This window comes from Arthrobacter sp. SRS-W-1-2016, assembly GCF_002009585.1.
In the GTDB taxonomy this organism is placed as follows: domain Bacteria; phylum Actinomycetota; class Actinomycetes; order Actinomycetales; family Micrococcaceae; genus Arthrobacter; species Arthrobacter bambusae_A.
In genome coordinates this window covers 79,130-100,195 of sequence record NZ_MTPV01000049.1, presented here as the reverse complement: position 1 = coordinate 100,195, position 21,066 = coordinate 79,130, and the positions used below count along the sequence as shown (strand labels likewise).

Here is a 21,066-nt window from a genome sequence, read left to right as displayed (position 1 = left end):
TCGACGTGGCCTAGGCTGGACCGCATGGCTATCATCCATCAAGCAACCCTGAGTCCCAGCAAACGTGAGCTCATCGAAAAGTATTTGCCCGTCCAGCCGTGGTTCACCAAGGACGGCTCCGCACCGCCCGAGCTGCTCGGTGCATACCGCTTCGATGATCCGGACGGCGAAGTCGGCCTCGAGACCCACTTGGTCTCCCACGGCGGCAAGATCTACCAGGTTCCCCTGAGCTACCGGGGTTCGGAATTGCCCGGGGCAAAGGACTCGCTCCTCGGCACCATGGAACACTCCGTGTTGGGCACGCGGTGGGTTTACGACGCCTGCGCCGATCCCGTCTACGTCGCTGCCCTGGCCACCGTCATCGTCACTGGCCAGCGGGAGGCCGAACAGTTCGTGGATATGGACGGCGTGCTGGAGCCTCGCAAGAGTTCCGTCGAGGTCAAGGGCAGCGGTACCCCCGGTAGCGAAGTGCCTGCGCTGAGCCCGGCGGCCCCGATCACCGAAGACGGCATCACCAGTATCGACGCCGGTCAACTCACCGTGCAGGTGAACCGTGTCCTCGTTCCGGGGACACCGGGTCCGGAAAATTCGGCTGTCCTGCGGGGCACGTGGGCCGGCCAGGAAGGGCCGGTGCTGCTGGCTTCCCTCTCGCAGGCCTAGGGACTACTCCCCCGTCCGCGGTCTCCACACCACGATTGCCTGGGACCGCGCCCGGGGGCGCTGCCCGCGGGCCAGGCTGACGACGTCGCCGGCTGCTCCCGCCGCGAAAACGCGGGCCTCCATCGGGCTGCGCCGGCGTTGCAGTTCCTCGCTCAGTTCGGCAACGCGAAATTGCAGCGCGGCCACCTGGTTTTCGAGTTCGAGGATGCGCTTGATGCCCTCGAGGGACACGCCTTCGTGGGAGAGCCGCTGGACCTCGCGCAAGCGGTCGATGTCGCGTTGGGAGTATCGCCGGGACTTGCCCGGGGCACGGCTCGGCGACACGATGCCGAGGCGGTCGTACTGGCGCAAGGTCTGCGGGTGCATGTCAGCCAGTTCGGCCGCGACGGAGATGACGAAGATCGGCTGGTTGATGTCGATGCCCATGCCTGCGTCCCCTCCCATTGTGTTCTGCCGCTACAAGCGGGCCCTGGAGGCCAGGTCGTGGCGGGGGTCGGCGTCGGCAGTGGCCGCGGCAAACGCCTTGACGGCCTCCTCGGCCTGCTTGTTGAGGTTCTGTGGTACGGAGACGTCGATTGTCACCAGCAGGTCCCCGGTGCCCTTCGACGTCTTGACGCCGCGGCCCTTGACCCGGAGCGTGCGCCCGGAAGGCGTGCCCGCCGGGACGCGGACGGTGACCGTGTCGCCGTCGAGCGTTGGCACGTGGATGTTGGAACCCAGCGCCGCCTCCGCGAAGGTGACCGGAACGTGGATGCGGATGTTGTCGCCGTCGCGGTTGAAGAAATCGTGGGGCTTGACGTTCACCGTGATGATGAGGTCCCCGTTGCCGGCCGCCCCGGGGTTGCCCTTGCCCCGCTGGCGGACCTTCTGGCCGTCCCTGATGCCCGCGGGAATCTTCACATCGATGACGTTGCCGTTGCTTTCGCGCAGGCTCACCGTGGTGCCATGAATGGATCCGGCAAAGGAAATCGAGGTGGACGCCGTGCGGTCGCTGCCCTTTTGCGGGGCTCGCTGGAAGCCGGTCTGCCCACCGCCGAAGCCGCCGCCGAACAGGTCAGCGAACTCGGGAGGGATGCCGCCGGCACCGGCAGGCTGACGTCCGCCGCCGCCGAAAAGCCCGCCGAACAGGTCCTCGAAGCCGCCATTGGCCGGCCCGCCGCGAGCTGCGCCCGGAGCGAAGCGTGCACCACCCATGGCGCGAATGGCATCGTACTGCTGGCGCTCCTCGGCATCCGAGAGCACCGAATAGGCCTCCGAGATGTCTTTGAACTTCTTCTCCGCAGCAGCATCCCCGGAATTGGTATCCGGATGGTACTTCCGCGCAAGCTTGCGGTACGCCTTCTTGATGTCAGCGTCAGAGGCGTCCTTGGCGACACCAAGGATGGCGTAAAAATCCTTCTCAACCCAGTCCTGGCTGGCCACTCGGCTACTCTCTTTCGTTTCTGGTTAAGTTGCGTGCGCTGCGCTTATCCCACCTTAGGTGAGACGACCGTCTGAGCGGAGCGAGGCAAGGGGCCCGGGAGTGGCATCTAAGGATCTGGCCGAGGGCCCCGACACGAGCTTGCGAGTGTTGGGAAGGCCAATATCCGCTGCCGAAGCCGGGTGGCCAAGGATCGCAGATCCTGGGCCACCCGGCGAAGGGGCGGGGCCCCTTGTCTCGTTTCGCGATGCTCCCCCTCATCCGCGAAAGCGCGGTGAGCACAACTAAGCCGGCACAGCCACAATCACCTGTGCCGCGCGCAGCACTCGGTCGCCGGACCGGTAGCCGGAGCGCAGCACTTGGCTGACGGTGTCTACTTCGATGTCCTCGCCCGGCTGCTGGATGAGTGCTTCGTGGATCGTGGGGTCGAATTCGACTCCGGTTTCCGCGATGCGTTCCAAGCCGTACGTCTTCAGCGCATTCTCCAGCTTGGCGGCGATCGCGGCGAACGGGCCGTCCACGAGGTCGCCGTGCTGGCGGGCGGCGTCGACGTCGTCCAGCACCGGCAGCAGGGAGTTCAGGACGCCGATGACGGCCATTTCCCCTGCGACGGCGCGGTCGCGTTCGACGCGCTTGCGGTAGTTGACGTACTCGGCCTGCAGGCGCAGGAGGTCGTTGCGGAGTTCCGCGGCCTCTGCTTCTGCAGCGGCTCCGGGGGCTACCGACCCTTCAGCCGGAACCTCCATGCCGTTGAGGATTTCCTCAGCCTGGGACAGGGCGTCGCCCTCGGCGGCAGCGGCGTTGGATTCAGCTGCCGATCCTTGGGTGTGGCGGGCGGCCCCGGTCTCCGGGTCAACCTTGCGGTTGTCCCGAATGACCGGCTTGTGCTGCTCGCTGCCCTCGTTGTTGGACGGTGAGTGCTCTGCGTCGTTGCCGTGGTGAGGCATGCTTACTTCTTTTCGTCTTCGTCGATGATCTCGGCGTCGACGATGTCCTCGTCGGCAGCCTTGGCATCGGCGTGAGCGCCCTCAGCACCAGCGGCGCTGCTTGCGCCATCCGGGGAACCGGCGTGCGAGTAGATCGCTTCGCCGAGCTTCGACTGCGAGTGCTGCAGCTTCTCGAAAGCGGTCTTCACTGCTGCGTCGTCGGTGCCTTCGAGGGCCTTCTTGAGGGCGTCGACGTCGGCCTTGACCTCGGTCTTGACCTCTTCAGGCAGCTTGTCGTCGTTTTCGGCGATGAGCTTGTCCACGGAGTAGGCGAGCTGCTCGGCAGTGTTGCGCGTGTCGGTAGCCTCGCGGCGGGCCTTGTCCTCGGCTGCGTGCTCCTCGGCTTCACGGACCATCCGGTCGATGTCTTCCTTGGACAGCGCAGTGCCGCCGGTGATGGTCATCGACTGCTCCTTGCCGGTGCCCTTGTCCTTGGCGGAGACGTGGACAATGCCGTTGGCGTCGATGTCGAAGGTGACTTCGACCTGCGGGACGCCGCGCGGGGCCGGTGCGATGCCGGTCAGTTCGAACGTGCCCAGCGGCTTGTTGTCGCGGGTGAATTCACGCTCGCCCTGGAAGACCTGGATGGCCACGGACGGCTGGTTGTCGTCAGCGGTGGTGAAGGTCTCGGAACGCTTCGTGGGGATCGCCGTGTTGCGCTCGATCAGGTGCGTCATGACGCCGCCCTTGGTTTCGATACCGAGGGAGAGCGGGGTGACGTCGATCAGCAGGACGTCCTTGCGCTCGCCCTTCAGCACACCAGCTTGGAGGGCTGCGCCAACGGCAACAACTTCGTCCGGGTTGACGCCCTTGTTGGGCTCCTTGCCGCCGGCGAGTTCCTTCACGAGGTCGTAGACGGCGGGCATGCGGGTGGAACCGCCAACGAGCACGATGTGGTCGATTTCGGAGAGCTTGATTCCGGTTTCGGCGATGACGTCGTGGAACGGCTTCTTGGTGCGCTCGAGCAGGTCCTTGGTGAGGTCCTGGAACTTGGCACGGGTCAGCTGCTCGTCCAGGTGGACCGGGCCGTCGGGGGTGACGGAGAGGTACTGGAGGGAGACGTTGGTGCTGGTGGAGGACGAGAGTTCCTTCTTGGCCTGCTCAGAAGCTTCGCGCAGGCGCTGCAGGGCGATCTTGTCCTTGGAAAGGTCGATGCCCTTGATCTTGAGCTGGTTCAGCAGGTAGTCAACAACGCGCTGGTCCCAGTCGTCGCCGCCGAGGCGGTTGTCGCCGGCCGTGGCGCGGACCTGGATAGTGGAGAAGCCGTCTTCGTCCTTGCCGACTTCCAGCAGGGAGACGTCGAACGTGCCGCCACCGAGGTCGAAGACCAGGATGAGTTCGTCTTCCTTGCCCTTGTCCAGGCCGTACGCAAGTGCAGCGGCGGTGGGCTCGTTGACGATGCGGAGAACGTTCATGCCGGCGATCTCGCCGGCCTCCTTGGTGGCCTGGCGCTCGGCGTCGTTGAAGTAGGCCGGGACGGTGATGACAGCGTCGGTGACCTTCTCGCCGAGGTAGCTCTCGGCGTCGTTCTTCAGCTTCATGAGGATGCGCGCGGAGATTTCCTGCGGCGTGTACTTCTTGTCGTCAATGGCGACGGACCAGTCGGTGCCCATGTGGCGCTTCACGGAAGCGATGGTGCGGTCGATGTTGTTGACGGCCTGGCGCTTGGCGATTTCGCCGACCAGGACTTCGCCCGACTTGGAGAATGCAACGACCGACGGCGTGGTGCGGCCACCCTCGGCGTTGGCAATGACGGTGGGCTCGCCACCTTCGAGAACAGAGACGACGGAGTTGGTGGTTCCGAGGTCGATACCTACAGCGCGTGACATATGGTGCTTCCTTTCAATGGCCGACGATCGAGATTTCACCCGATTCCTTTCCCCGTGGAGGGTTCGGAGCCGGGGAGCACTCAACCTTCGGCTAGTTGAGCGTTCTGCACTCAACTGTACTCAAGCCTCATCCAATGTCAATCCAAAGTTGAGTCGGGTAGGCTCAACTCTTCTCGATGAGAGCCTATGAACCCCGGAAACTCAGGGATTCATGGGCGATTTCGCCGTGGGAGAACGCTCGGTTGAGGGCCGACGTCGAACTCGCGGGAACAGTGCCGGTTCGCCGGAACGCTCCGGCGACTGCGCAGCGTTCCGGCGATGTCGAGGGCGGGCCGGCGCGTTATTCGCCCGGGCCGAGCTGGGCAAGATAGTAGTTCTTCGGCCAATGCCTGACCTTTTCCGGAAGCCTCGGATAAGCCACGGCCAACAACCGCATGAGGGCGTCGAAGCTGCGCCGGTGACGCACCTTCCAAGGAAGTCCGAATCCCGCGCGAAGCTGCTCCGGCAGGAGCCCGGCTGTAAGCAGGCGGACCAACGGCATGCTCAAACGCATCAAGAACGGCCCGCTCGCGGGGTACAGGAGCTCGTGGGCCACTCGCAAAGCGGCCGCATCCGGTTCGAGGTGCCGCAAGGAATCGTCCCGATAGCGCGCGAAGGCCGGGCGGTCGGCCGGCCAGAGTTCCGCGGGAAGCTGCAAGGCCGTCCCGATCCGCGCATACTCACGGTAGATCCGGTCGGCGGTGTCGTCGTCGAGGGCTCCGTGGACCTTTTCGTAAACGGTGACGGCGGTGTCATAGAGGGTGGCCACGACCCAGAGCTGGGAGTGCGCATCGAAGGCGTTGTACCCGTTCGACGCCTCGTCCGCTGGCCGGCGAACCGGGGCGTGCGCACGATTCACGGCCCGGCGCACCGCCGCCAGTTGCTCTTCCGAGCCATAGACCACGGCGTAGACGTACGTCATGGTGGCACGCAAGCGGTCAAGTGGCCGCTCGGCGAAATTGCTGTGCTCGGCGACGCCGTGACCGACCGCGGGATCGGCGATCTGCATCAGGATGGCGCGGCCTGCACCGGCCAGCAACACGCCCTCCGCGCCGATGTCAGCAAGTCCGCGACCCATGCAGTTACTGTACCTTCGCGGCTACAGCCCCACGACCCCCAGCAGCACCTCGAGCTGGTGTTCAAAGAGCTCGTCCAGCGCGGCAAAGGTGTCGGCGCCGTATTGGCCGAACACCTCGAAGCTGACCGCCCCGAAAACCGATGTCCACACCAGCACGCCCCGGGCCAACGCGGGTTCCGGAACAGCCACGCCCAGTTCGGCCCGGACGGCCGCCAGGTTCGCGGCGAGGGCGGGAGGAACGACGACGGCGGGCGCCACTTCGGCGGCCAAGGCGCCCGCGCGGTAGGCGGCGTCGAAGATCCCCACCATCCGGTAGATCACCCGCGTTCCAGGTTCGGTGGTGCGTTCTGCGGGCGCTTGGTATCCGGGCACCGGGCTGCCGAACAGGAGGGCGTACCGCGCCGGCTCGCGCAGGGCCCACTGCCGCACGGCACGGCCAAGCGCCAGGAACCTGCCACGATAGTCGCCCTCAGGGAGGGCGTCGACGGCGGCATCCACGTCGTCGCCCAGCTCTCCGTACGCGTCAATCAGCAAGAGGGTCAGCAGTTCGTCGCGGCTCTCCACATAGCGGTACACCGCAGACGACACCACGCCGAGGTCGCGCGCAACCGCCCTCAGGGACAGGCCCGCGGCGCCATGCAAAGCAAGGTGCTGACGGCCCAGCCGGATGATGTCCGCCACGGTCTGGGCCCGGGCCCGCTCTCGGGGCGTCGATTGCTTGGCCGCTGCAACTAAGGGGAGGTCCATGCATCCAGCATGCCATAAATGAGAGCACTGGAAACAAATGTGAGCAGTGCTCTTGACATGCGATTCGAAAGGATCCATCCTGAATTCAGAGAGCACTGCTCTCTGATCAAGACTTCCACCAATAGATCCCAGCCGGAAAGCGAGCAACACCATGTATGTCGTCACAGGAGCAGGCCCCGTCGGATGGACCATTGCCGAACAACTCGCGGACCGCGGAGACCAGGTGCGTGTCCTGACGCGCTCAGGCAGCGGCCCGGAACACCCGCTGGTCGAAAAGCTCCGCGTGGATGTCTCGGACCCGGCCAAGTTGGCGCAAGCCTTCGACGGGGCCGCGGCCGTCTTCCACTGCATCCACGGTTCCGCCTATCGCGCCAAAGCCTGGGCGGCCGAACTCCCTGTTGCAGAGCGGGTGGTGATGGACGCGGCATTGGCGGCGGGCGCCGTCGTCGTCTTCCCCGAAAGCCTTTACTCCTACAGCGAGCCGGACAAGACCATCACTGAAAGCAGCCCGCGCGAAGCGGCCGGCGGGAAACGCGGGATCCGTTCCGCCCTGCTGAAGGCCCGGCAAACCCACGCCGCGAACACCGTCAGCGTGGTGGCAGGCGATTTCTTCGGGCCACGGGCACGCATGGCGCACGCCGGCGAGCGCATGGTCCCGCTGATACTGAAGGGCAAGACAGTCCAGGTTCTCGGAAGCGCCGAGCAGCCGCACTCTTTCACCTATGTCCCGGATCTCGCCGCAGCCATGATCGCCGCGGCCCAGAAGCCCGAGCTCTGGAACTCGGTGCTGCACGCCCCCACGGGACCGGCAATGACGATGCGGGAAATTGCCGGCAACTTCGCACGGTCGGCCGGCGTTCCCGAACCGAAGCTGAGTGTGGTGCCCGGTTGGCTGCTCCGGACACTCGGCTTGTTTTCAACCGACATGCGGGAGCTGGCCGAAATGATGTACCAGTTTGAGCGGCCGTTCGTCATGGACTCCACGGCGAGCCAGGCCAAGCTCGGGCTGGAACCGACGCCGCGTGCGGACGCGATGGCGGCGACCGTGGCCTGGTGGCGGGATCAGGAAGCCGTCGCCGCCCGCTGATCCTCTTTCGACGCCGGATGGCGGCCCAAGCGTCCCGGCCACCAGATGCGGACCCCGACGTCGTAGGACAGCGCAGGCACCAGGAGCGATCGCACGATCGTCGTGTCGAGCAGCACCCCGAACGCCACGATAAAGGAAATCTGCGCAAGGAAGAGGATCGGAATGACCCCCAGGGCGGCAAAGGTTGCAGCAAGGACAACGCCGGCCGAGGTAATCACTCCGCCGGTGGCACCGAGCCCCTTCAAGATGCCGGCCCTGGTTCCGTTGAGCATCGACTCCTCCCGGACACGGGTCATGAGGAAGATGTTGTAGTCCACGCCGAGGGCTACAAGGAAGACAAAACCGAAGAGCGGAACCGAGCCATCCGCTCCGGGGAATCCAAACACATGGTTGAACACCCATGCCGAGACACCCAATGCGGCCGCATAGGACAGCACCACGGTTCCTATCAGCAAGAGCGGCGCCAGGATGGACTGCAGCAGTGCCATGAGCACCAACAAGATGACCGCCAAGACGATCGGGATGATGCGCCACAAATCAGACTGCGCGCTCGCGTTGGTGTCCGCGGCCGTGGCCGTGGTTCCTCCCACCAGGGTTCCGGGGGCCTTGTCATGGAGCTTCTGCCGGAGCGTGGCGATGGTCTGTTCGGCCTTCGCCGAGTCGGCCTCCGAGGACAGGGTGGCATTGATCAACACCCGGCCGTCCCGCACCAAGGGGGCGGCACCGGTCGCGGCTTCAGCCAGCGGTCGGGCTCCGGAATCCGGTGGAACGGTAACCACGGATACATCCGAGATGCCTTCCTGGGCCTTGACTTCGGCAAGCACCACGGCTGCCGACTTTTCCTCGGCCACCACCACTACAGGACTTCCTGCGCCGGCCGGATAGTGCCGGCCCACTGCCGTTTGGCCGTCCACAGCCTCGGATTTGCTCAGGATGAGTGCCGACTGCGGAACACCGCTCGCCTGGAGTTGCAGCAGGCCAGAAGCGCAGACCACCAAAACGGCGGCGGCCCCCAGCCATACGGCCCGGGGCCGCTTGGCTATGATTCCGGCCAGACGCCTCCAGACCCGGGGAATGTCGGAGTCGGCCGGGGCGGCGACGGCGGCACTCGCGTCAGCACTCCCGGCCTGGGCTTTCCTCGGCGTTCGCGGCCAAAATGCGGACCGGCCGAGAAGTCCAAGCGCCGCGGGAAGCAGCGTGAGGCTGGCCAACATTGAGAAGACGATTCCGATCGCGCCGATAGGCCCCAGCCCCCGGTTTGAATTCAGTTCCGAGAAGAGCAGGCAAAGCAACGCCAGCGCGACCGTCGTGCCGGACGCCACAATGGCCCCAAAGCTACCCTTGTACGCGCGTCCCACAGCCGACCATTTGTTTGACGCGTCACCCAAGGCCTCACGGTAACGGGCCACGAAGAGGAGCGCATAGTCGGTGGCCGAGCCCACCACCAGGATGGACAGGATCCCTTGGCTCTGCCCTGTCAATTGGATTGCGCCCGCCTTCGCCAAGGCAAAGACCACCAAGATGGACCCGCAAAGCGCGAAGACGGCAGTAAGGAGAACCACAAAGGGCAGCACCACGGATCGATAGACTGCCAGCAGGATGATCAGGACGGCGCCCAGCGCCGCGAAGAGCAATATCCCGTCGATGCCGCCAAAAGCGTTCACCAAATCGGCGAGAAAGCCCGCCGGTCCCGTCACGTAGCTGGTTGTTCCAGCGGGGAGCCCTGCCCCCGCCGCATACCCCGTCGCGTTTGCGCGAAGTGCTTGAATGCTCTCCTTGACACCGTTTCCTTCCTTCACGGGGACGATGAATTGCACCGCTTTGCCGTCCGCGGACGGAATCGGCCCGACGATCGCCGTCGAATGGCTGACCCCGACGACGGCGGACAGCTGGGTGCCGAGGGGCGCCAATCCGGCCAGTTGAGCGGGTGAAAGTTTCTCGGGAGACTCGAACAGCACCACCGCGGGAACACTGCCGCTGGAAGCGAACTTGCTTTGCCATGCGCGGGCTTCGGTGGATTCGGCGCTCGCCGGCAGGAAGGATGCTTGGTCGTTGCTGGACACCTCGCTGAGCTTTCCAAAGGTCGGGCCGCCGATTCCACCGATGACCATCCACGCCGCCAGCGATAGCACCGCCGCCGCCATCCACCACCGCGAACTGCTTCGTCGCCCGATTCCGGGCCGTCTGTCGTTCATGGCCGCCCCCTTCGTAATTACTTCCATGGTGAAATATATCTATCATGGAGATAATTGGTCAATGGCATCCCGGTGGGATAATTTGAGGCTGAAGGAGGCCTCATGGATGACAATCACGACGTTCGGTCCGCAGCTGCACTCCTTGGGCTTCTCCAGCAGTTCACGGTCGAAACGGAGCGCTACGTGGAGGCCGTCAGCAACCGCCACCATCTCCATCGAACGGATCTGAACGCATTGGCGGCCATGGTGGCCGCCGCGCGGGAGGGCAAGACCATGACTCCCGGGGCGCTCAGGGCGGCACTCAACCTGAGTTCTCCGGCAACAACCGCGCTTGTGGATCGACTTGACCGGGCAGGCCATTTGGCACGCCGCCGCAGCGAAAAGGACCGTCGGCAGGTTCAGCTGGAGATGACTGACTCCGCACGCGCCACCGGCAGCGAATTGTTCTCTCCCTTGGCGGGCGCCATAACCCCTGTCATTGACTCCCTTTCGCCGGAAGAAGTCCACGTAGTCATGACTTTCATGCAAGGCGTCATCGAGGCCACCAAGACGGCCCGCAACGATGTCCCGGCAAACAGCCAACCATCGAATGGAGTGACGCCTGAACCCCGGTGACTCGCGGACCAGTGCGGGAGTAACGTAGTGCACAACGGCTAGCTGGACCACTTTGTGGACTGGAGTGTCACCGTGGGTGTTGTGCGATCATCCCTGACCGAGCTCCTCGGGATACTTTCCGACGCCGTCTCTCCAGTGCGCGTCCGTTTCGACGACGGTTCGGAACCGCCAAGGGGTCAATCCTCCGACGCTCCTGTCACGGTCCACGCCGTCGCCATGAACAGGGTGGGCCGGTCCCGGCGGGAGGGGCCGCTGCTGGACCTCGAGCTCAAAGTGGCCGTGGAATGCCATGGACCCACGCAACTGGACAACATGGAGAAGCTCCTGGTGGCCATCGAACAAAACACCCAATACTCCGTGGTCTCCAGCGGTGAATTCCAACCGGACGAATACGACGCCGGGATCCGCCAAGGCCTCGGCTTCCTGGTCCGCGTCCCCGTGGGCATAAGCCTCGACGAGCCCTCCGGGCCTCCGGTCGCCGAACCTCTGCTTGCCGCTTCCACGCTGGCCCGCCTCATCCACGGCAGGTTGGTCGACGTCCACAACAAGGGCATCCCCGAGGCTTATATCCGCCCGCATTCGTCGGCGACCGCCGTCGTGAGCGATCCCACCGGTCATTTCGAGGTCCTGGCTTCGGCGGACGATCTCCAGCACTTTGTGGTGGCAGTCCGCGGCACCGAACGCGAAGTCTCGGCCAACACGAGCAGCCTGCCGGTCATCATCCGATGGGAGTGAGGCGCCGGACGTGAAATGATCAACCATGCGTCCGATGCAGCACTCCAGCAAACTACAGAACGTCCGTTATGAACTCCGCGGGCCCATTCTCCAAGCGGCCAAGACCATGGAGGCCGAAGGGCACCGCATCCTCAAGATGAATCTCGGGGACACCGCGCCGTTCGGACTGGAAGCTCCAGAGTCGGTTGTGGTGGACATGATCCACCACCTCCGCGGTGCCCAAGGGTACAGCGATTCCAAAGGCATCTTCACAGCGCGCACAGCGATTTCGCAGTACTACCAGACCAAAAACCTCATGAATATCGGCGTCGAGGATATCTTCATCGGCAACGGCGTCAGCGAACTGATTTCCATGACGCTGCAGGCTTTCCTGGAAAACGGCGACGAGGTCCTGATCCCCGCGCCGGACTATCCGCTGTGGACGGCAACAGTGACCCTCACAGGCGGAACGCCGGTTCACTATCTTTGCGACGAGGGCCGGAATTGGTGGCCGGACATGTCCGACGTCGAAGCCAAAATCACCAAGCGCACCAAAGCCATCGTCATCATCAACCCGAACAACCCCACGGGTGCCGTATACCCGCGCCACATCCTGGAGGAGTTCGCGGCACTGGCACGCAAGCACGATCTTGTCCTCTTCTCCGACGAGATCTACGAGAAGATCCGCTACGAGGACGCCCAGCACATCCATACGGCATCCGTGGCAGACGACATCTGCGTCCTCACCTTTAGCGGCCTCTCCAAGGCTTACCGGATGCCTGGCTACCGGGCCGGCTGGGTCGCTGTGACCGGCCCGCACGCGGCAACTGCCGAATACCGCGAAGCGTTGGAGCTCCTGGCGTCCCTCCGCTTGTGCTCCAACGTTCCGGCACAACACGCCATCCAGACCTGCCTTGGCGGCTACCAGAGCATCGAGGAACTCATCAGGCCAGGCGGCAGGCTCCGCGAACAACGGGACCTGGCCTTGAAGCTCCTGACGGCGATTCCCGGGGTCAGTTGCGTTCCTGCAGCCGGGGCGATGTATTTGTTCCCGCGGCTGGACCTTGACGTCTACCCGATCGAGAGCGACGAGAAATTCGTCCTGGACCTCCTGCAGGACCAGAAAATCCTGGTCTCCCACGGCTCGGCTTTCAACTGGCCAGCCCCGGACCATTTCCGCTTCGTCATCCTGCCATCAGTCCGCGAGATCGAGGAGGCCGTGCGGCGGATCGCTACGTTCCTGGCGGCGTATCGGAACCGGCCCCAGGCGTAGGGCCACGCGCAGTTCCGCCCGCTTTCGGCTCCATCGGGGTAGCGTTTCCCTATGAACGAGCAGAAGCCTGAAGACGTCTACACACACGGCCACCACGAGTCCGTCGTACGCGCCCACGCCTCCCGCACAGCCGAGAACTCTGCCGCGTTTGTCATCCCGCATCTCACCGCCGGGACGTCGGTGCTCGACGTCGGATGCGGGCCCGGGAGCATCACGTGCGACTTCGCGGAGCTGGTGGCTCCCGCGAAGGTCGTCGGGCTCGACCGTTCCGCCGAGATCGTGGCGCAGGCTGCGACGCTCGCGGCCGAGCGTGGCGTGGAAAACGTGGAATTCGTGACGGGCAATATCTACGATCTGGACTTCGAGGACGAGACCTTCGACCTCGTCCATGCCCACCAAGTCCTGCAGCACCTTACCGACCCCGTCGCCGCGCTGCGCGAGATGCGGCGTGTCGCCAAACCCGGCGCCATCGTTGCAGTCCGCGACGCCGATTTCCACGGCATGAGCTGGTACCCGGAGGTCCGCGAGCTCGACGACTGGATGGAGCTCTACCAGAAGATCGCCCGACGGAACGGAGCAGAACCCGACGCCGGGCGGCGGCTCGTGTCCTGGGCGCAGCAGGCGGGCTTCACCGACGTCGCGCCCTCCAGCAGCAACTGGCTGTACGCCACCGCGCAGCAGCGCCGCTGGCAGTCGCGCGTGTGGAGCGAACGCGTCCTGCACTCCGCCTTTGCCGAGCAGGCGCTGGAATATGGCCTGGCCAACGAGGCAGACCTCGCCAGGATCGCCGCCGGTTGGCACCGTTGGGGCTCCACGGATGATGGCTTCTTCCTGATCCCGAACGGGGAAGTCATCGCACGGGCCTAGCCGGCCGCCCAAAGTTTCTTGGAATTTTCCCTCGGCCCATGTCGAAAACGGTCCTGCAGTTCCGACTTATGAACGAAAGCGCCCACACAGAGCGCCCTGATAAAGGAGTTCGAGATGAAATACATGATCATGATGTTCGGTTCTGCCGAGGGCATGATGGAGACCGCGGACCCCGAGTGGATCAGGGAAATGATCGGATTCATGATCCAGATCGACAAGGACCTCACTGATTCCGGCGAGATGGTCTTCAACGCCGGATTGGCCGATCCTGGTACTGCCAAGCTGGTCAAGCAGACGGACAACGGGGTCATCACCACCGATGGACCTTTCGCCGAGGCCAAGGAATCCCTCATCGGCTACTGGGTAGTGGACGTCGCCAGCGAGGAACGGGCCGTGGAAATCTGCTCCAGCATCGTGAAATACGCACCGGTTGTGGAGCTGCGCCGCGTCCAGGACGCTCCGCCGGAGGTCTAGCGCTTGGCCGCACCTTCCAAGGAATCCACGTTCGAGGACCTGCTGCGCACGCTCGCGCCGCAGGTCCTTGGCGTGCTCATCCGCAGGCACGGCCAATTCGCCGAGTGCGAGGATGCCGTCCAGGAAGCGCTGCTCGCGGCAGCAATGCAATGGCCCGCCTCCGGTGTTCCGGAGAACCCGAGATCGTGGCTGCTCACGGTCGCTTCACGGCGTTTGGTGGACTACTGGCGCAGCGAAAGTGCCCGGCAGGCGCGCGAACAACGCGCCGCGGCCTTGGAACCGCCGCCTGGAGAAGACCCTTCCCCGAGCAGTCAGACGGACGGGATTGCGGAAGACACCCTCACCCTCCTTTTCCTGTGCTGCCACCCCGCCCTGTCAGCACCCTCGCAACTGGCACTGACCTTGCGGGCGGTCGGAGGGCTCACGACGGCGGAAATCGCCAGCGCGTTCTTTGTCCCGGAAGCCACCATGGGCCAAAGGATCAGCAGGGCCAAGCAGAGCATCAAGAAGGCGGGAGCCCATTTCGAGCTCCCGGAACCGGGCGAGCGAAAGGCGCGGCTCGGCGTCGTCCTCCACGTCCTGTACCTGATCTTCAACGAGGGCTACGCGGCCAGTTCCGGCCCATCCATGCAACGCGAAGACCTCACTGCCGAGGCCATCCGCCTTGCCCGGCTCCTTCGGGAGCTGCTCCCGGGCGAGTTCGAAGCGGGCGGGTTGCTGGCCCTCATGCTCCTGACCGACTCGCGACGACGCGCGAGGTCCCTCCCGGACGGGATGTTGGTGCCGCTCGCCGAGCAGGATCGCCGGCTGTGGGACCGGGCCCAGATCGCCGAAGGTCTCGAACTCTTGTCAACGGTGCTGGGGGCCGGGCGTCCGGGGCCCTATCAGCTGCAGGCCGCCATTGCGGCGGTCCACGCCGAGGCACCGTCCGCGGCCCAGACCGACTGGCCGCAGATCCTGGCGTTGTACACGGTCCTCGAAGCCGTAGCGCCAAGCCCGGTGGTGACGCTCAACCGGGCAGTTGCGGTGGCCATGGCGGAAGGCCCGCGGGCGGCCCTTGAGCTGTTGGATGGGCTTGGGACCGGGCTGGGAGACTGGCACAGGCTCGACGCCGTTCGCGGACACCTGCTCGAAATGTCCGGCGACCCTGCGGGCGCCCGGGAGTGCTTGCTGACCGCGGCGAAGAAGACCGGGAGTCTGCAGGAGCGGCAGTATCTCCTGGTGAAGGCGGCCAAACTCGGGCAGCTGTCCGCTCATTGACCAAGAAGAAAAGCTCTACCCAAGACTCGTCGTGATCGGCCTCGACGCCGAGATGCAGCTGGAAAGCATCCGGGTTGTCACGGAGTCCTTGAAGGCAGTTTGAAACCCTTCCAGGACGCCATCCTGGAACATCTGGATCTCGAGGGTTCCAAGTATTTTGCGATCGCGCACGCCGGAATCTGGGCGGAGAACGATTTCTTCAGTGAACAACCGATCCTCGCGGAAGCGAAGCTTCTGTCAGAGGCAGCCGCATGGAAGGGAATTCTGATGATCGGCCATTACGGCATCGACGTCCACGGCCGTTCTGAGTCTTACGCCTCAAGGGTTGACCAAGTAGCGCTTCAGGAATTCCGACTCGTCAGCACGATCTGGTAGCCGCGCGTCCCGTCGTCCCGCCCTGCGGGCATAAGCTGGGTTGGTGCAAATTTCGCTTTGGCTGGCTCTGGTAGGCGCCGGCACCCTGATCAGTTTCACTCCCGGCGCAGGCGCCATCTCCACGATGAGCAACTCGCTCAACTCCGGATTCCGCCGCTCCATCTGGGGAGTGCTGGGCCAACAGGCGGCACTGATCATCCATATCCTGATCGTGGCTCTCGGGGTAGGTGTTCTGGTCTCGAGCTCACCCGTGGTTTTCAACGTGATCCGCTACACGGGGGCGGCATATCTCGTGTACATGGGCATCCGGCAGTTCCTGCACCGGCCGGACCTGGACAAGGAAAAAGTGGAGGCCCGGCGGAACGAGCCGGCGTGGTCGATGTTCCAGCGAGGCATTTGGGTCAACCTGCTCAACCCCAAGGCGATCGTCTTCTTCCTGGCCTTCATGCCGCAATTCATCCGCCCCGAGCAGCCACTGATTCCGCAGTATCTGATCCTCAGCACCACGATCGTTTTCATCGACATCTGCGTCATGTGGTTCTTCTTCGCCTTGGCGGCCCGTTCATTCCAACGGTTCACGCACAACGAGCACGGACAAAAAGTCCTCAACCGCACTTTCGGCGTGCTCTTCATGTCCGTGGGCGTGCTGCTCGCCGCCATCCACTAAAACAACTCGACTGCTCCCCACCGGCCAAGTGCGCTCCACAGCGGTGACAGCGACGCAGAAGTTATCCACAGCCTCCATCGATTGCTCCAGAACGGTCGTTTTGGGCCTTCAAAACGACCGTTGCTCAGCAATCGATGGGGAAAAGCCAGTGGAGCCGCGTACCACCAAAGAGCTCTCGAGCGTCAGTTGCGGTTGCTCCAGCTCGCGGCCTTCCATCAGACCCCGGAGTTGTTTCCCGGCCTGGAGACCCAGCGGGGTGGCCGGCAAATGCACGCTGGTCAGGCTCGGGTTGCTCGTGGCCGAATACGGCAGGTCATCGAAGCCGGCGACAGCGAGTTCCTCCGGAATCCGCACCCCGGCCACGCGGGCCTCCTGCAGCACACCGTAGGCGTGGGTGTCCGTTCCGCAGACGACGGCGGTGACCCCGGCGCGCTGCCAGTCCGGCCAGGCGGCAGCGAAGGCAGCCGCGGCAGCGCCGACGTCGATGGTGGTACTGATGATGTGGGAGTCCGCCACCGAAATACCGCAGGAATCTGCCTCATCCAAGAATGCAGCCCGGCGCACCCCGAACGTCGCTGTGCCCGTCACGCTGTCCACGTACGCAACGCGCTTGTGTCCGGAGGCCGCAAGGTGCGCGGCCAATTCACGGGCGCCGTGGGCGACATCGAGGTTCACCGACGGAGCGTAGGCCTCAAGGCCAGGCGCATCCAGAAGGACCAGGGGCCCGGCGACGGACAGGTCCTCCAGAAAGGCCGCGTTGGGCGCATCCACCAGCAGTCCGGCGGGGCGAAGGGCCATGAGCTTTCGGACATCCTCCGCCCGGGGGAACTCGCCGGCGTCGGTGACCGATAGCAACAGCTGGTACTCGGAGCCGAGCGATTCCCGGACTCCGGCGATGACCTTCGCGAAGAAGGGGTTGGAAATGTCCGGCGCCACAAGGATCACAATCGAGCTCACGCCCTTGGCCAAGGAACTGCCGATGCCATCCACCACGTAGCCAAGCTCGGCGATGGCCTTGCGGACCCGCGAAATATTGTCCTCGGAGACCCTGCCCTGGGTTTTTCCATTGGCAACCAAGGACACCGTCGCAGTCGAGACCCCTGCCAAGGAGGCCACCATCGCCGCGGTGACGCGCTGCGTACGGCTTGAGGCCCGATGCACTGGTTCGGCGGATTCCATACAACGATCGTAGTCGGAATCAGCCAATTCCCACGCGCCAACGCATCAAGCGCTTGACGTGTTTTGCGTTAAGCGCTTGACGCGACACGCAAGCCAGTGCCAGAATTCCCCTGAATGCTTTAGCGCCCTGCCTCGGCAGGCCCCAATGACGTGGAGATGAACATGGATCCCAACACCATGACCCGTGAACGCAAGAAGATCATCCTGGATTGTGATCCCGGGCATGACGACGCCGTGGCCCTGCTGCTGGCCCACGGCAACCCGGACATCGAGCTGCTCGCCGTCACCACGGTGGTCGGCAACCAGACCCTCGAAAAGGTCACCCGCAACGCCCTGTCCGTGGGCACCATCGCAGGCATCACGGGTGTTCCCTTTGCCGCCGGCTGCGACCGTCCGCTGGTGCGCTCGATCGAAACCGCACCGGACATCCACGGCGAAACCGGCATGGACGGCCCCGAACAGCCCGAGTCCACCATCGAACTGGACCCGCGCCACGCCGTGGACCTGATCATCGAAACGATCATGGCGCACGAGCCGGGCACCGTCACCCTCGTCCCCACCGCGGGACTCACCAACATCGCCATGGCCGCCCGCAAGGAGCCGCGCATCGTTGAACGCGTCAAGGAAGTCGTCCTCATGGGCGGCGGCTACCACGTAGGCAACTGGAGTGCCGTGGCCGAGTTCAACATCATCATCGACCCCGAAGCCGCACACATCGTGTTCAACGAAAAGTGGCCTGTGGTGATGGTCGGATTGGACCTCACGCACCAGGCCCTGGCCACTCCCGAGGTGGTCGGGAAGATCGCCGCCGTGGGCACCAAGCCGGCCAAGTTCGTCATGGAACTGATGGAGTTCTTCACCAAGACCTACAAGGACGCCCAGGGATTCGACTATCCCCCGGTGCACGATCCCTGCGCCGTGGCATACGTCATCGACCCCACCGTGATGACTACCCGCAAGGTCCCTGTCGACATCGAACTGCAGGGCAAGCTCACCCTAGGCATGACCGTGGCAGATTTCCGGGCCCCCGCACCAGCCGACTGCAACACCTCCGTCGCGGTCGACCTTGACCACGAGAAGTTCTGGAACCTCGTCACCGACGCGATCATCCGCATCGGTGAGCCCGACGCCGGCGCTCCCGCCACCATGAGCGCCGACGCCGCCGTCGCCGTCAGCATCGCAGGAGAGGCAAAGTAAATGACCACGCTCATCAACGAAACCAAGACCAACCGCGGCAACGTCGCCGCACTCATGGTCGCCCTGCTGGCCGCCTGCGTGGCCTTCCAGCTCAACGCATCGATGCTCAGCCCGGCCCTGGTCACCATGGGCAACGAGCTCCACACGGACCAGGCAGTCATCGGCCTCTCGCAGACCTGGTTCTTCACGGCCGCAGCCCTGTTCTCGCTCTTCCTGCCGCGCCTGAGCGACATCGTGGGACGCAAGAAGATCCTCCTCGGCATGATGCTGCTGATGGCGATCGGCTCGGTCATCGCAGCGATGGCGCCCGACGTTACCTGGCTCTTCGTGGGCCGCATCATCCAGGGCGTCAGCGGCCCCACCGTGCCGCTCTGCCTCATCATGCTGCGCTCCGCCGTCGACAACCCGCGCAAATACGGAGCCCTGATGGGCCTCATCACGGCAGTCAACGGCGGCGTTGCCGGCGTCGACTCCTTCGTGGGCGGCTACTTCGCCGAGCACTTCGGCTTCCGCAGCATCTTCTGGCTCATGGTTGGCCTCGCCATCGTGGCAACGGCCTTGATCGCCATCCTTGCAGGCGAAAGCAAGCCTGCCGCAGGCACCGGCATGGACTGGCTGGGCGTGTTCTTCATCGTCATCGCCGTGGGCGCACTCCTGACAGCCCTCAATGAGGGATCCAAGCTGGTTGGCGCCTTCTCTTCCGGAACCCTCATGCTGTCCATCGGGCTGATTGTGGTCGCTGCTGTCGCTTTCGCCGCTTTCTGGACGGTGGAGAAGCGTTCCAAGAAACCGATGGTGGAAACCGTCCACCTCCGCCAGCGTTCCACGTGGGCGCCGCTGCTGACCACCACCCTCGCCATGACCGGCATCTTCGCGGTCATCAACGGCATCGTCCCGGCCTACGTCCAGGCCGCGGCACCGGGATTCGGGGTCGGCCCCACCGAGATGTCGCTCATGATCCTCACGCCGTACGCCCTCCTCGGCTGGGTATTCGGCCCCATCAGCGGCCGGCTCGCTCCCGTGCTCGGCTACACCAAAGTCCTGCGCATCGGCATGCTGGGCAGCATCGCGGCCCTGGCCGTCATCGCGCTCCTCGGACTCAGCAGCCTCCCCCTCATGATCGTGGGAACGGCCTTGCTCGGCATCATGTACGCCGGTACGGTCAACATCATGCTCAATGGACTCGGAGTCGTCCTCTCCCCCGCCGGCAACCCCGGCTTCCTGCCCGGCATGAACGCCGGGGCCTTCAACCTCGGCGCCGGACTGAGCTTCCTGGTGTTGCCGGCTGTCCTTGTGGCGACCTCCGCGCTCGGCGACGCCAAGGCGTCATACTTGACGGTCGTCGTCGTCGGCCTTGCCATCACGGTTGCCGCGTTCGCGGCGTCGCTGCTCATCCCCAAGCCCCTCGAAGCCGAGGTCGGAAAATGAGCCGCCGGATCGTCGTCGTCGGGTCCTTGAACGCGGACCTGACCATCTATTGCGAGCGGCTCCCGCTCCCCGGTGAAACCGTCCACGGCAATGGCTTCGCGGTCAATCCCGGCGGCAAGAGCGCCAACCAGGCCGTCGCGGCGAGCAAACTGGGCGGCGCCGTGAGCCTGATCGGCGCCGTCGGAGACGATTCCAACGGCGCCATGCTGCTCGCCTCCACGGAGGGGGCCGGCGTGGACGTTTCGCGCGTCCGCCGTTCCACGGATGCCGCCACCGGCGTCGCGGTTATCGCGGTGGACGCGCACGGTGAGAACAACATCATCATTTCGGCCGGCGCCAACGGAACGCTCGCCCCGGCGGACGTGTCGGCGGACGCCTTCGACGACGCGGCAGTGCTCTGCCTCTGCCTGGAGGTCGGCCTCGACACGGTGGAGGCTGCCGCCAAAACAGCGCACGACGCCGGCGCAACAGTTCTGTTGAACCTCTCCCCGTACGCCGAAATCCCGCGGAGCCTGGCCGCCCTGAGCGACGTCCTGCTGGTGAACGCCCATGAAGCGTCCATGTTCCTGGGCGACGCCGAAATGCCGCACCCGGGAGCGCACGCCAGCGCCTGGGAGTCAGTCCGGAGCCAGTTCGCCGAGCGGGGACTGGAGCGGGTCCTGGTGACCCTCGGGTCCCACGGCTCGGTGGTGCTGGATTCACTCGCGGCTCCCGGAGAACAGATCTCCCGGATCGCACCCACCAAGGTCAATGCCGTGGACACGACCGGTGCAGGGGATGCCTTCACCGGCGCGGTGGCTGCCCGTCTCGCCGCGGGCGAGACCTTGGCCGAAGCCGCGGCGTTCGCATCGGTTGCCGCGGCGCTCGCCACGACCAAGAAGGGCACCCAGGCGGCCTACCCCGGCGCCGAGGAAGTCCTGGAGCATTTGCGGATTTCCTGACCCAGCCTGCGCTTTTACGCCTCCACCAGCGACTT

General features: G+C 64.7%; 21 protein-coding genes. 13 read left to right on the top strand and 8 right to left on the bottom strand.

Annotation, left to right across the window (positions count from 1 at the left end):
• Positions 1-24: 24 nt before the first annotated feature.
• A complete protein-coding gene (locus BMF89_RS12435; RefSeq protein ID WP_078107410.1) occupies positions 25-660 on the top strand; it encodes a hypothetical protein in 636 nt (211 codons plus the stop codon).
• Between the two features lie 3 nt (positions 661-663).
• Here the strand turns inward: BMF89_RS12435 and BMF89_RS12430 are convergent, their stop codons facing one another.
• The 6 genes from BMF89_RS12430 to BMF89_RS12405 form a co-directional block, all read right to left on the bottom strand.
• Entirely contained in the window at positions 664-1,086 is a 423-nt protein-coding gene (locus BMF89_RS12430; protein ID WP_078107409.1) for a helix-turn-helix transcriptional regulator, read from the bottom strand.
• Between the two features lie 30 nt (positions 1,087-1,116).
• On the bottom strand, positions 1,117-2,082 hold the full coding sequence (locus BMF89_RS12425; protein WP_078107408.1) for a DnaJ C-terminal domain-containing protein: 966 nt from the start codon (positions 2,080-2,082) through the stop codon (positions 1,117-1,119).
• 282 nt (positions 2,083-2,364) lie between these two features.
• Positions 2,365-3,027 (bottom strand): nucleotide exchange factor GrpE, encoded by a 663-nt coding sequence (locus BMF89_RS12420; protein WP_078107407.1) that lies wholly within the window; start codon positions 3,025-3,027, stop codon positions 2,365-2,367.
• Between the two features lie 2 nt (positions 3,028-3,029).
• Positions 3,030-4,895, bottom strand: coding sequence for a molecular chaperone DnaK (gene dnaK, locus BMF89_RS12415; protein ID WP_078107406.1), 1,866 nt, complete (start codon positions 4,893-4,895; stop codon positions 3,030-3,032).
• Positions 4,896-5,235: 340 nt separating this feature from the next.
• Positions 5,236-6,012, bottom strand: a complete 777-nt coding sequence (locus BMF89_RS12410) for an oxygenase MpaB family protein (RefSeq protein WP_078107405.1) — start codon at positions 6,010-6,012, stop codon at positions 5,236-5,238.
• A gap of 21 nt (positions 6,013-6,033) precedes the next feature.
• Positions 6,034-6,759 (bottom strand): TetR/AcrR family transcriptional regulator, encoded by a 726-nt coding sequence (locus tag BMF89_RS12405; protein WP_078107404.1) that lies wholly within the window; start codon positions 6,757-6,759, stop codon positions 6,034-6,036.
• A gap of 151 nt (positions 6,760-6,910) precedes the next feature.
• Between BMF89_RS12405 and BMF89_RS12400 the strand changes: the two genes are divergently transcribed.
• Complete coding sequence (locus tag BMF89_RS12400) at positions 6,911-7,846, top strand: NAD-dependent epimerase/dehydratase family protein (protein WP_078107403.1); 936 nt, start codon at positions 6,911-6,913, stop codon at positions 7,844-7,846.
• Here the strand turns inward: BMF89_RS12400 and BMF89_RS12395 are convergent.
• The gene (locus BMF89_RS12395; RefSeq protein WP_253190805.1) at positions 7,822-9,990 is read right to left on the bottom strand and encodes an MMPL family transporter; all 2,169 of its coding nucleotides are present in this window, start codon (positions 9,988-9,990) and stop codon (positions 7,822-7,824) included. The genes BMF89_RS12400 and BMF89_RS12395 overlap by 25 nt on opposite strands.
• Positions 9,991-10,143: 153 nt before the next feature.
• Between BMF89_RS12395 and BMF89_RS12390 the strand changes: the two genes are divergently transcribed.
• The 8 genes from BMF89_RS12390 (at position 10,144) to BMF89_RS12355 (ending at position 16,286) form a co-directional block, all read left to right on the top strand.
• Positions 10,144-10,656 (top strand): MarR family transcriptional regulator, encoded by a 513-nt coding sequence (locus BMF89_RS12390; RefSeq protein WP_078107401.1) that lies wholly within the window; start codon positions 10,144-10,146, stop codon positions 10,654-10,656.
• 72 nt (positions 10,657-10,728) lie between these two features.
• Positions 10,729-11,391 carry a hypothetical protein gene (locus BMF89_RS12385; protein ID WP_078107427.1) on the top strand — a complete coding sequence of 221 codons (663 nt, stop codon included), beginning with the start codon at positions 10,729-10,731 and terminating at the stop codon, positions 11,389-11,391.
• Between the two features lie 25 nt (positions 11,392-11,416).
• On the top strand, positions 11,417-12,643 hold the full coding sequence (locus BMF89_RS12380) for a pyridoxal phosphate-dependent aminotransferase (protein WP_078107400.1): 1,227 nt from the start codon (positions 11,417-11,419) through the stop codon (positions 12,641-12,643).
• A 51-nt stretch (positions 12,644-12,694) separates the two neighbouring features.
• Entirely contained in the window at positions 12,695-13,510 is an 816-nt protein-coding gene (locus BMF89_RS12375) for a methyltransferase domain-containing protein (RefSeq protein ID WP_078107399.1), read from the top strand.
• Positions 13,511-13,624: 114 nt separating this feature from the next.
• On the top strand, positions 13,625-13,984 hold the full coding sequence (locus tag BMF89_RS12370) for a YciI family protein (protein ID WP_078107398.1): 360 nt from the start codon (positions 13,625-13,627) through the stop codon (positions 13,982-13,984).
• A gap of 3 nt (positions 13,985-13,987) precedes the next feature.
• Positions 13,988-15,244 carry a sigma-70 family RNA polymerase sigma factor gene (locus BMF89_RS12365; protein ID WP_171983473.1) on the top strand — a complete coding sequence of 419 codons (1,257 nt, stop codon included), beginning with the start codon at positions 13,988-13,990 and terminating at the stop codon, positions 15,242-15,244.
• A 99-nt stretch (positions 15,245-15,343) separates the two neighbouring features.
• On the top strand, positions 15,344-15,619 hold the full coding sequence (locus BMF89_RS12360; protein ID WP_078107397.1) for a hypothetical protein: 276 nt from the start codon (positions 15,344-15,346) through the stop codon (positions 15,617-15,619).
• Between the two features lie 43 nt (positions 15,620-15,662).
• Positions 15,663-16,286, top strand: a complete 624-nt coding sequence (locus BMF89_RS12355) for a LysE family transporter (protein WP_171983472.1) — start codon at positions 15,663-15,665, stop codon at positions 16,284-16,286.
• A gap of 108 nt (positions 16,287-16,394) precedes the next feature.
• On the opposite strand, the gene BMF89_RS12350 is transcribed toward BMF89_RS12355, so the two are convergent.
• Complete coding sequence (locus BMF89_RS12350; RefSeq protein WP_078107395.1) at positions 16,395-17,465, bottom strand: LacI family DNA-binding transcriptional regulator; 1,071 nt, start codon at positions 17,463-17,465, stop codon at positions 16,395-16,397.
• A 162-nt stretch (positions 17,466-17,627) separates the two neighbouring features.
• Between BMF89_RS12350 and BMF89_RS12345 the strand changes: the two genes are divergently transcribed.
• From BMF89_RS12345 to BMF89_RS12335, 3 genes are read left to right on the top strand one after another with little or no spacing between them, the layout of a single operon-like run.
• Positions 17,628-18,662, top strand: a complete 1,035-nt coding sequence (locus tag BMF89_RS12345) for a nucleoside hydrolase (protein WP_078107425.1) — start codon at positions 17,628-17,630, stop codon at positions 18,660-18,662.
• Positions 18,663-20,090, top strand: a complete 1,428-nt coding sequence (locus BMF89_RS12340; RefSeq protein ID WP_078107394.1) for an MFS transporter — start codon at positions 18,663-18,665, stop codon at positions 20,088-20,090.
• On the top strand, positions 20,087-21,031 hold the full coding sequence (locus BMF89_RS12335; RefSeq protein WP_078107393.1) for a ribokinase: 945 nt from the start codon (positions 20,087-20,089) through the stop codon (positions 21,029-21,031). The genes BMF89_RS12340 and BMF89_RS12335 overlap by 4 nt, the downstream gene beginning before the upstream one ends.
• Positions 21,032-21,066 lie beyond the last annotated feature (35 nt).

Bases quoted from the DNA above. Each gene is read 5' to 3' on its own strand.
- BMF89_RS12435 (WP_078107410.1), top strand. From the start codon at position 25: ATGGCTATCATCCATCAAGCAACCCTGAGTCCCAGCAAACGTGAGCTC.
- BMF89_RS12430 (WP_078107409.1), bottom strand. From the start codon at position 1,086: ATGGGCATCGACATCAACCAGCCGATCTTCGTCATCTCCGTCGCGGCC.
- BMF89_RS12420 (WP_078107407.1), bottom strand. From the start codon at position 3,027: ATGCCTCACCACGGCAACGACGCAGAGCACTCACCGTCCAACAACGAG.
- dnaK (WP_078107406.1), bottom strand. From the start codon at position 4,895: ATGTCACGCGCTGTAGGTATCGACCTCGGAACCACCAACTCCGTCGTC.
- BMF89_RS12410 (WP_078107405.1), bottom strand. From the start codon at position 6,012: ATGGGTCGCGGACTTGCTGACATCGGCGCGGAGGGCGTGTTGCTGGCC.
- BMF89_RS12405 (WP_078107404.1), bottom strand. From the start codon at position 6,759: ATGGACCTCCCCTTAGTTGCAGCGGCCAAGCAATCGACGCCCCGAGAG.
- BMF89_RS12400 (WP_078107403.1), top strand. From the start codon at position 6,911: ATGTATGTCGTCACAGGAGCAGGCCCCGTCGGATGGACCATTGCCGAA.
- BMF89_RS12395 (WP_253190805.1), bottom strand. From the start codon at position 9,990: ATGGCGGCGGCGGTGCTATCGCTGGCGGCGTGGATGGTCATCGGTGGA.
- BMF89_RS12390 (WP_078107401.1), top strand. From the start codon at position 10,144: ATGGATGACAATCACGACGTTCGGTCCGCAGCTGCACTCCTTGGGCTT.
- BMF89_RS12380 (WP_078107400.1), top strand. From the start codon at position 11,417: ATGCGTCCGATGCAGCACTCCAGCAAACTACAGAACGTCCGTTATGAA.
- BMF89_RS12375 (WP_078107399.1), top strand. From the start codon at position 12,695: ATGAACGAGCAGAAGCCTGAAGACGTCTACACACACGGCCACCACGAG.
- BMF89_RS12370 (WP_078107398.1), top strand. From the start codon at position 13,625: ATGAAATACATGATCATGATGTTCGGTTCTGCCGAGGGCATGATGGAG.
- BMF89_RS12350 (WP_078107395.1), bottom strand. From the start codon at position 17,465: ATGGAATCCGCCGAACCAGTGCATCGGGCCTCAAGCCGTACGCAGCGC.
- BMF89_RS12345 (WP_078107425.1), top strand. From the start codon at position 17,628: ATGGATCCCAACACCATGACCCGTGAACGCAAGAAGATCATCCTGGAT.
- BMF89_RS12340 (WP_078107394.1), top strand. From the start codon at position 18,663: ATGACCACGCTCATCAACGAAACCAAGACCAACCGCGGCAACGTCGCC.
- BMF89_RS12335 (WP_078107393.1), top strand. From the start codon at position 20,087: ATGAGCCGCCGGATCGTCGTCGTCGGGTCCTTGAACGCGGACCTGACC.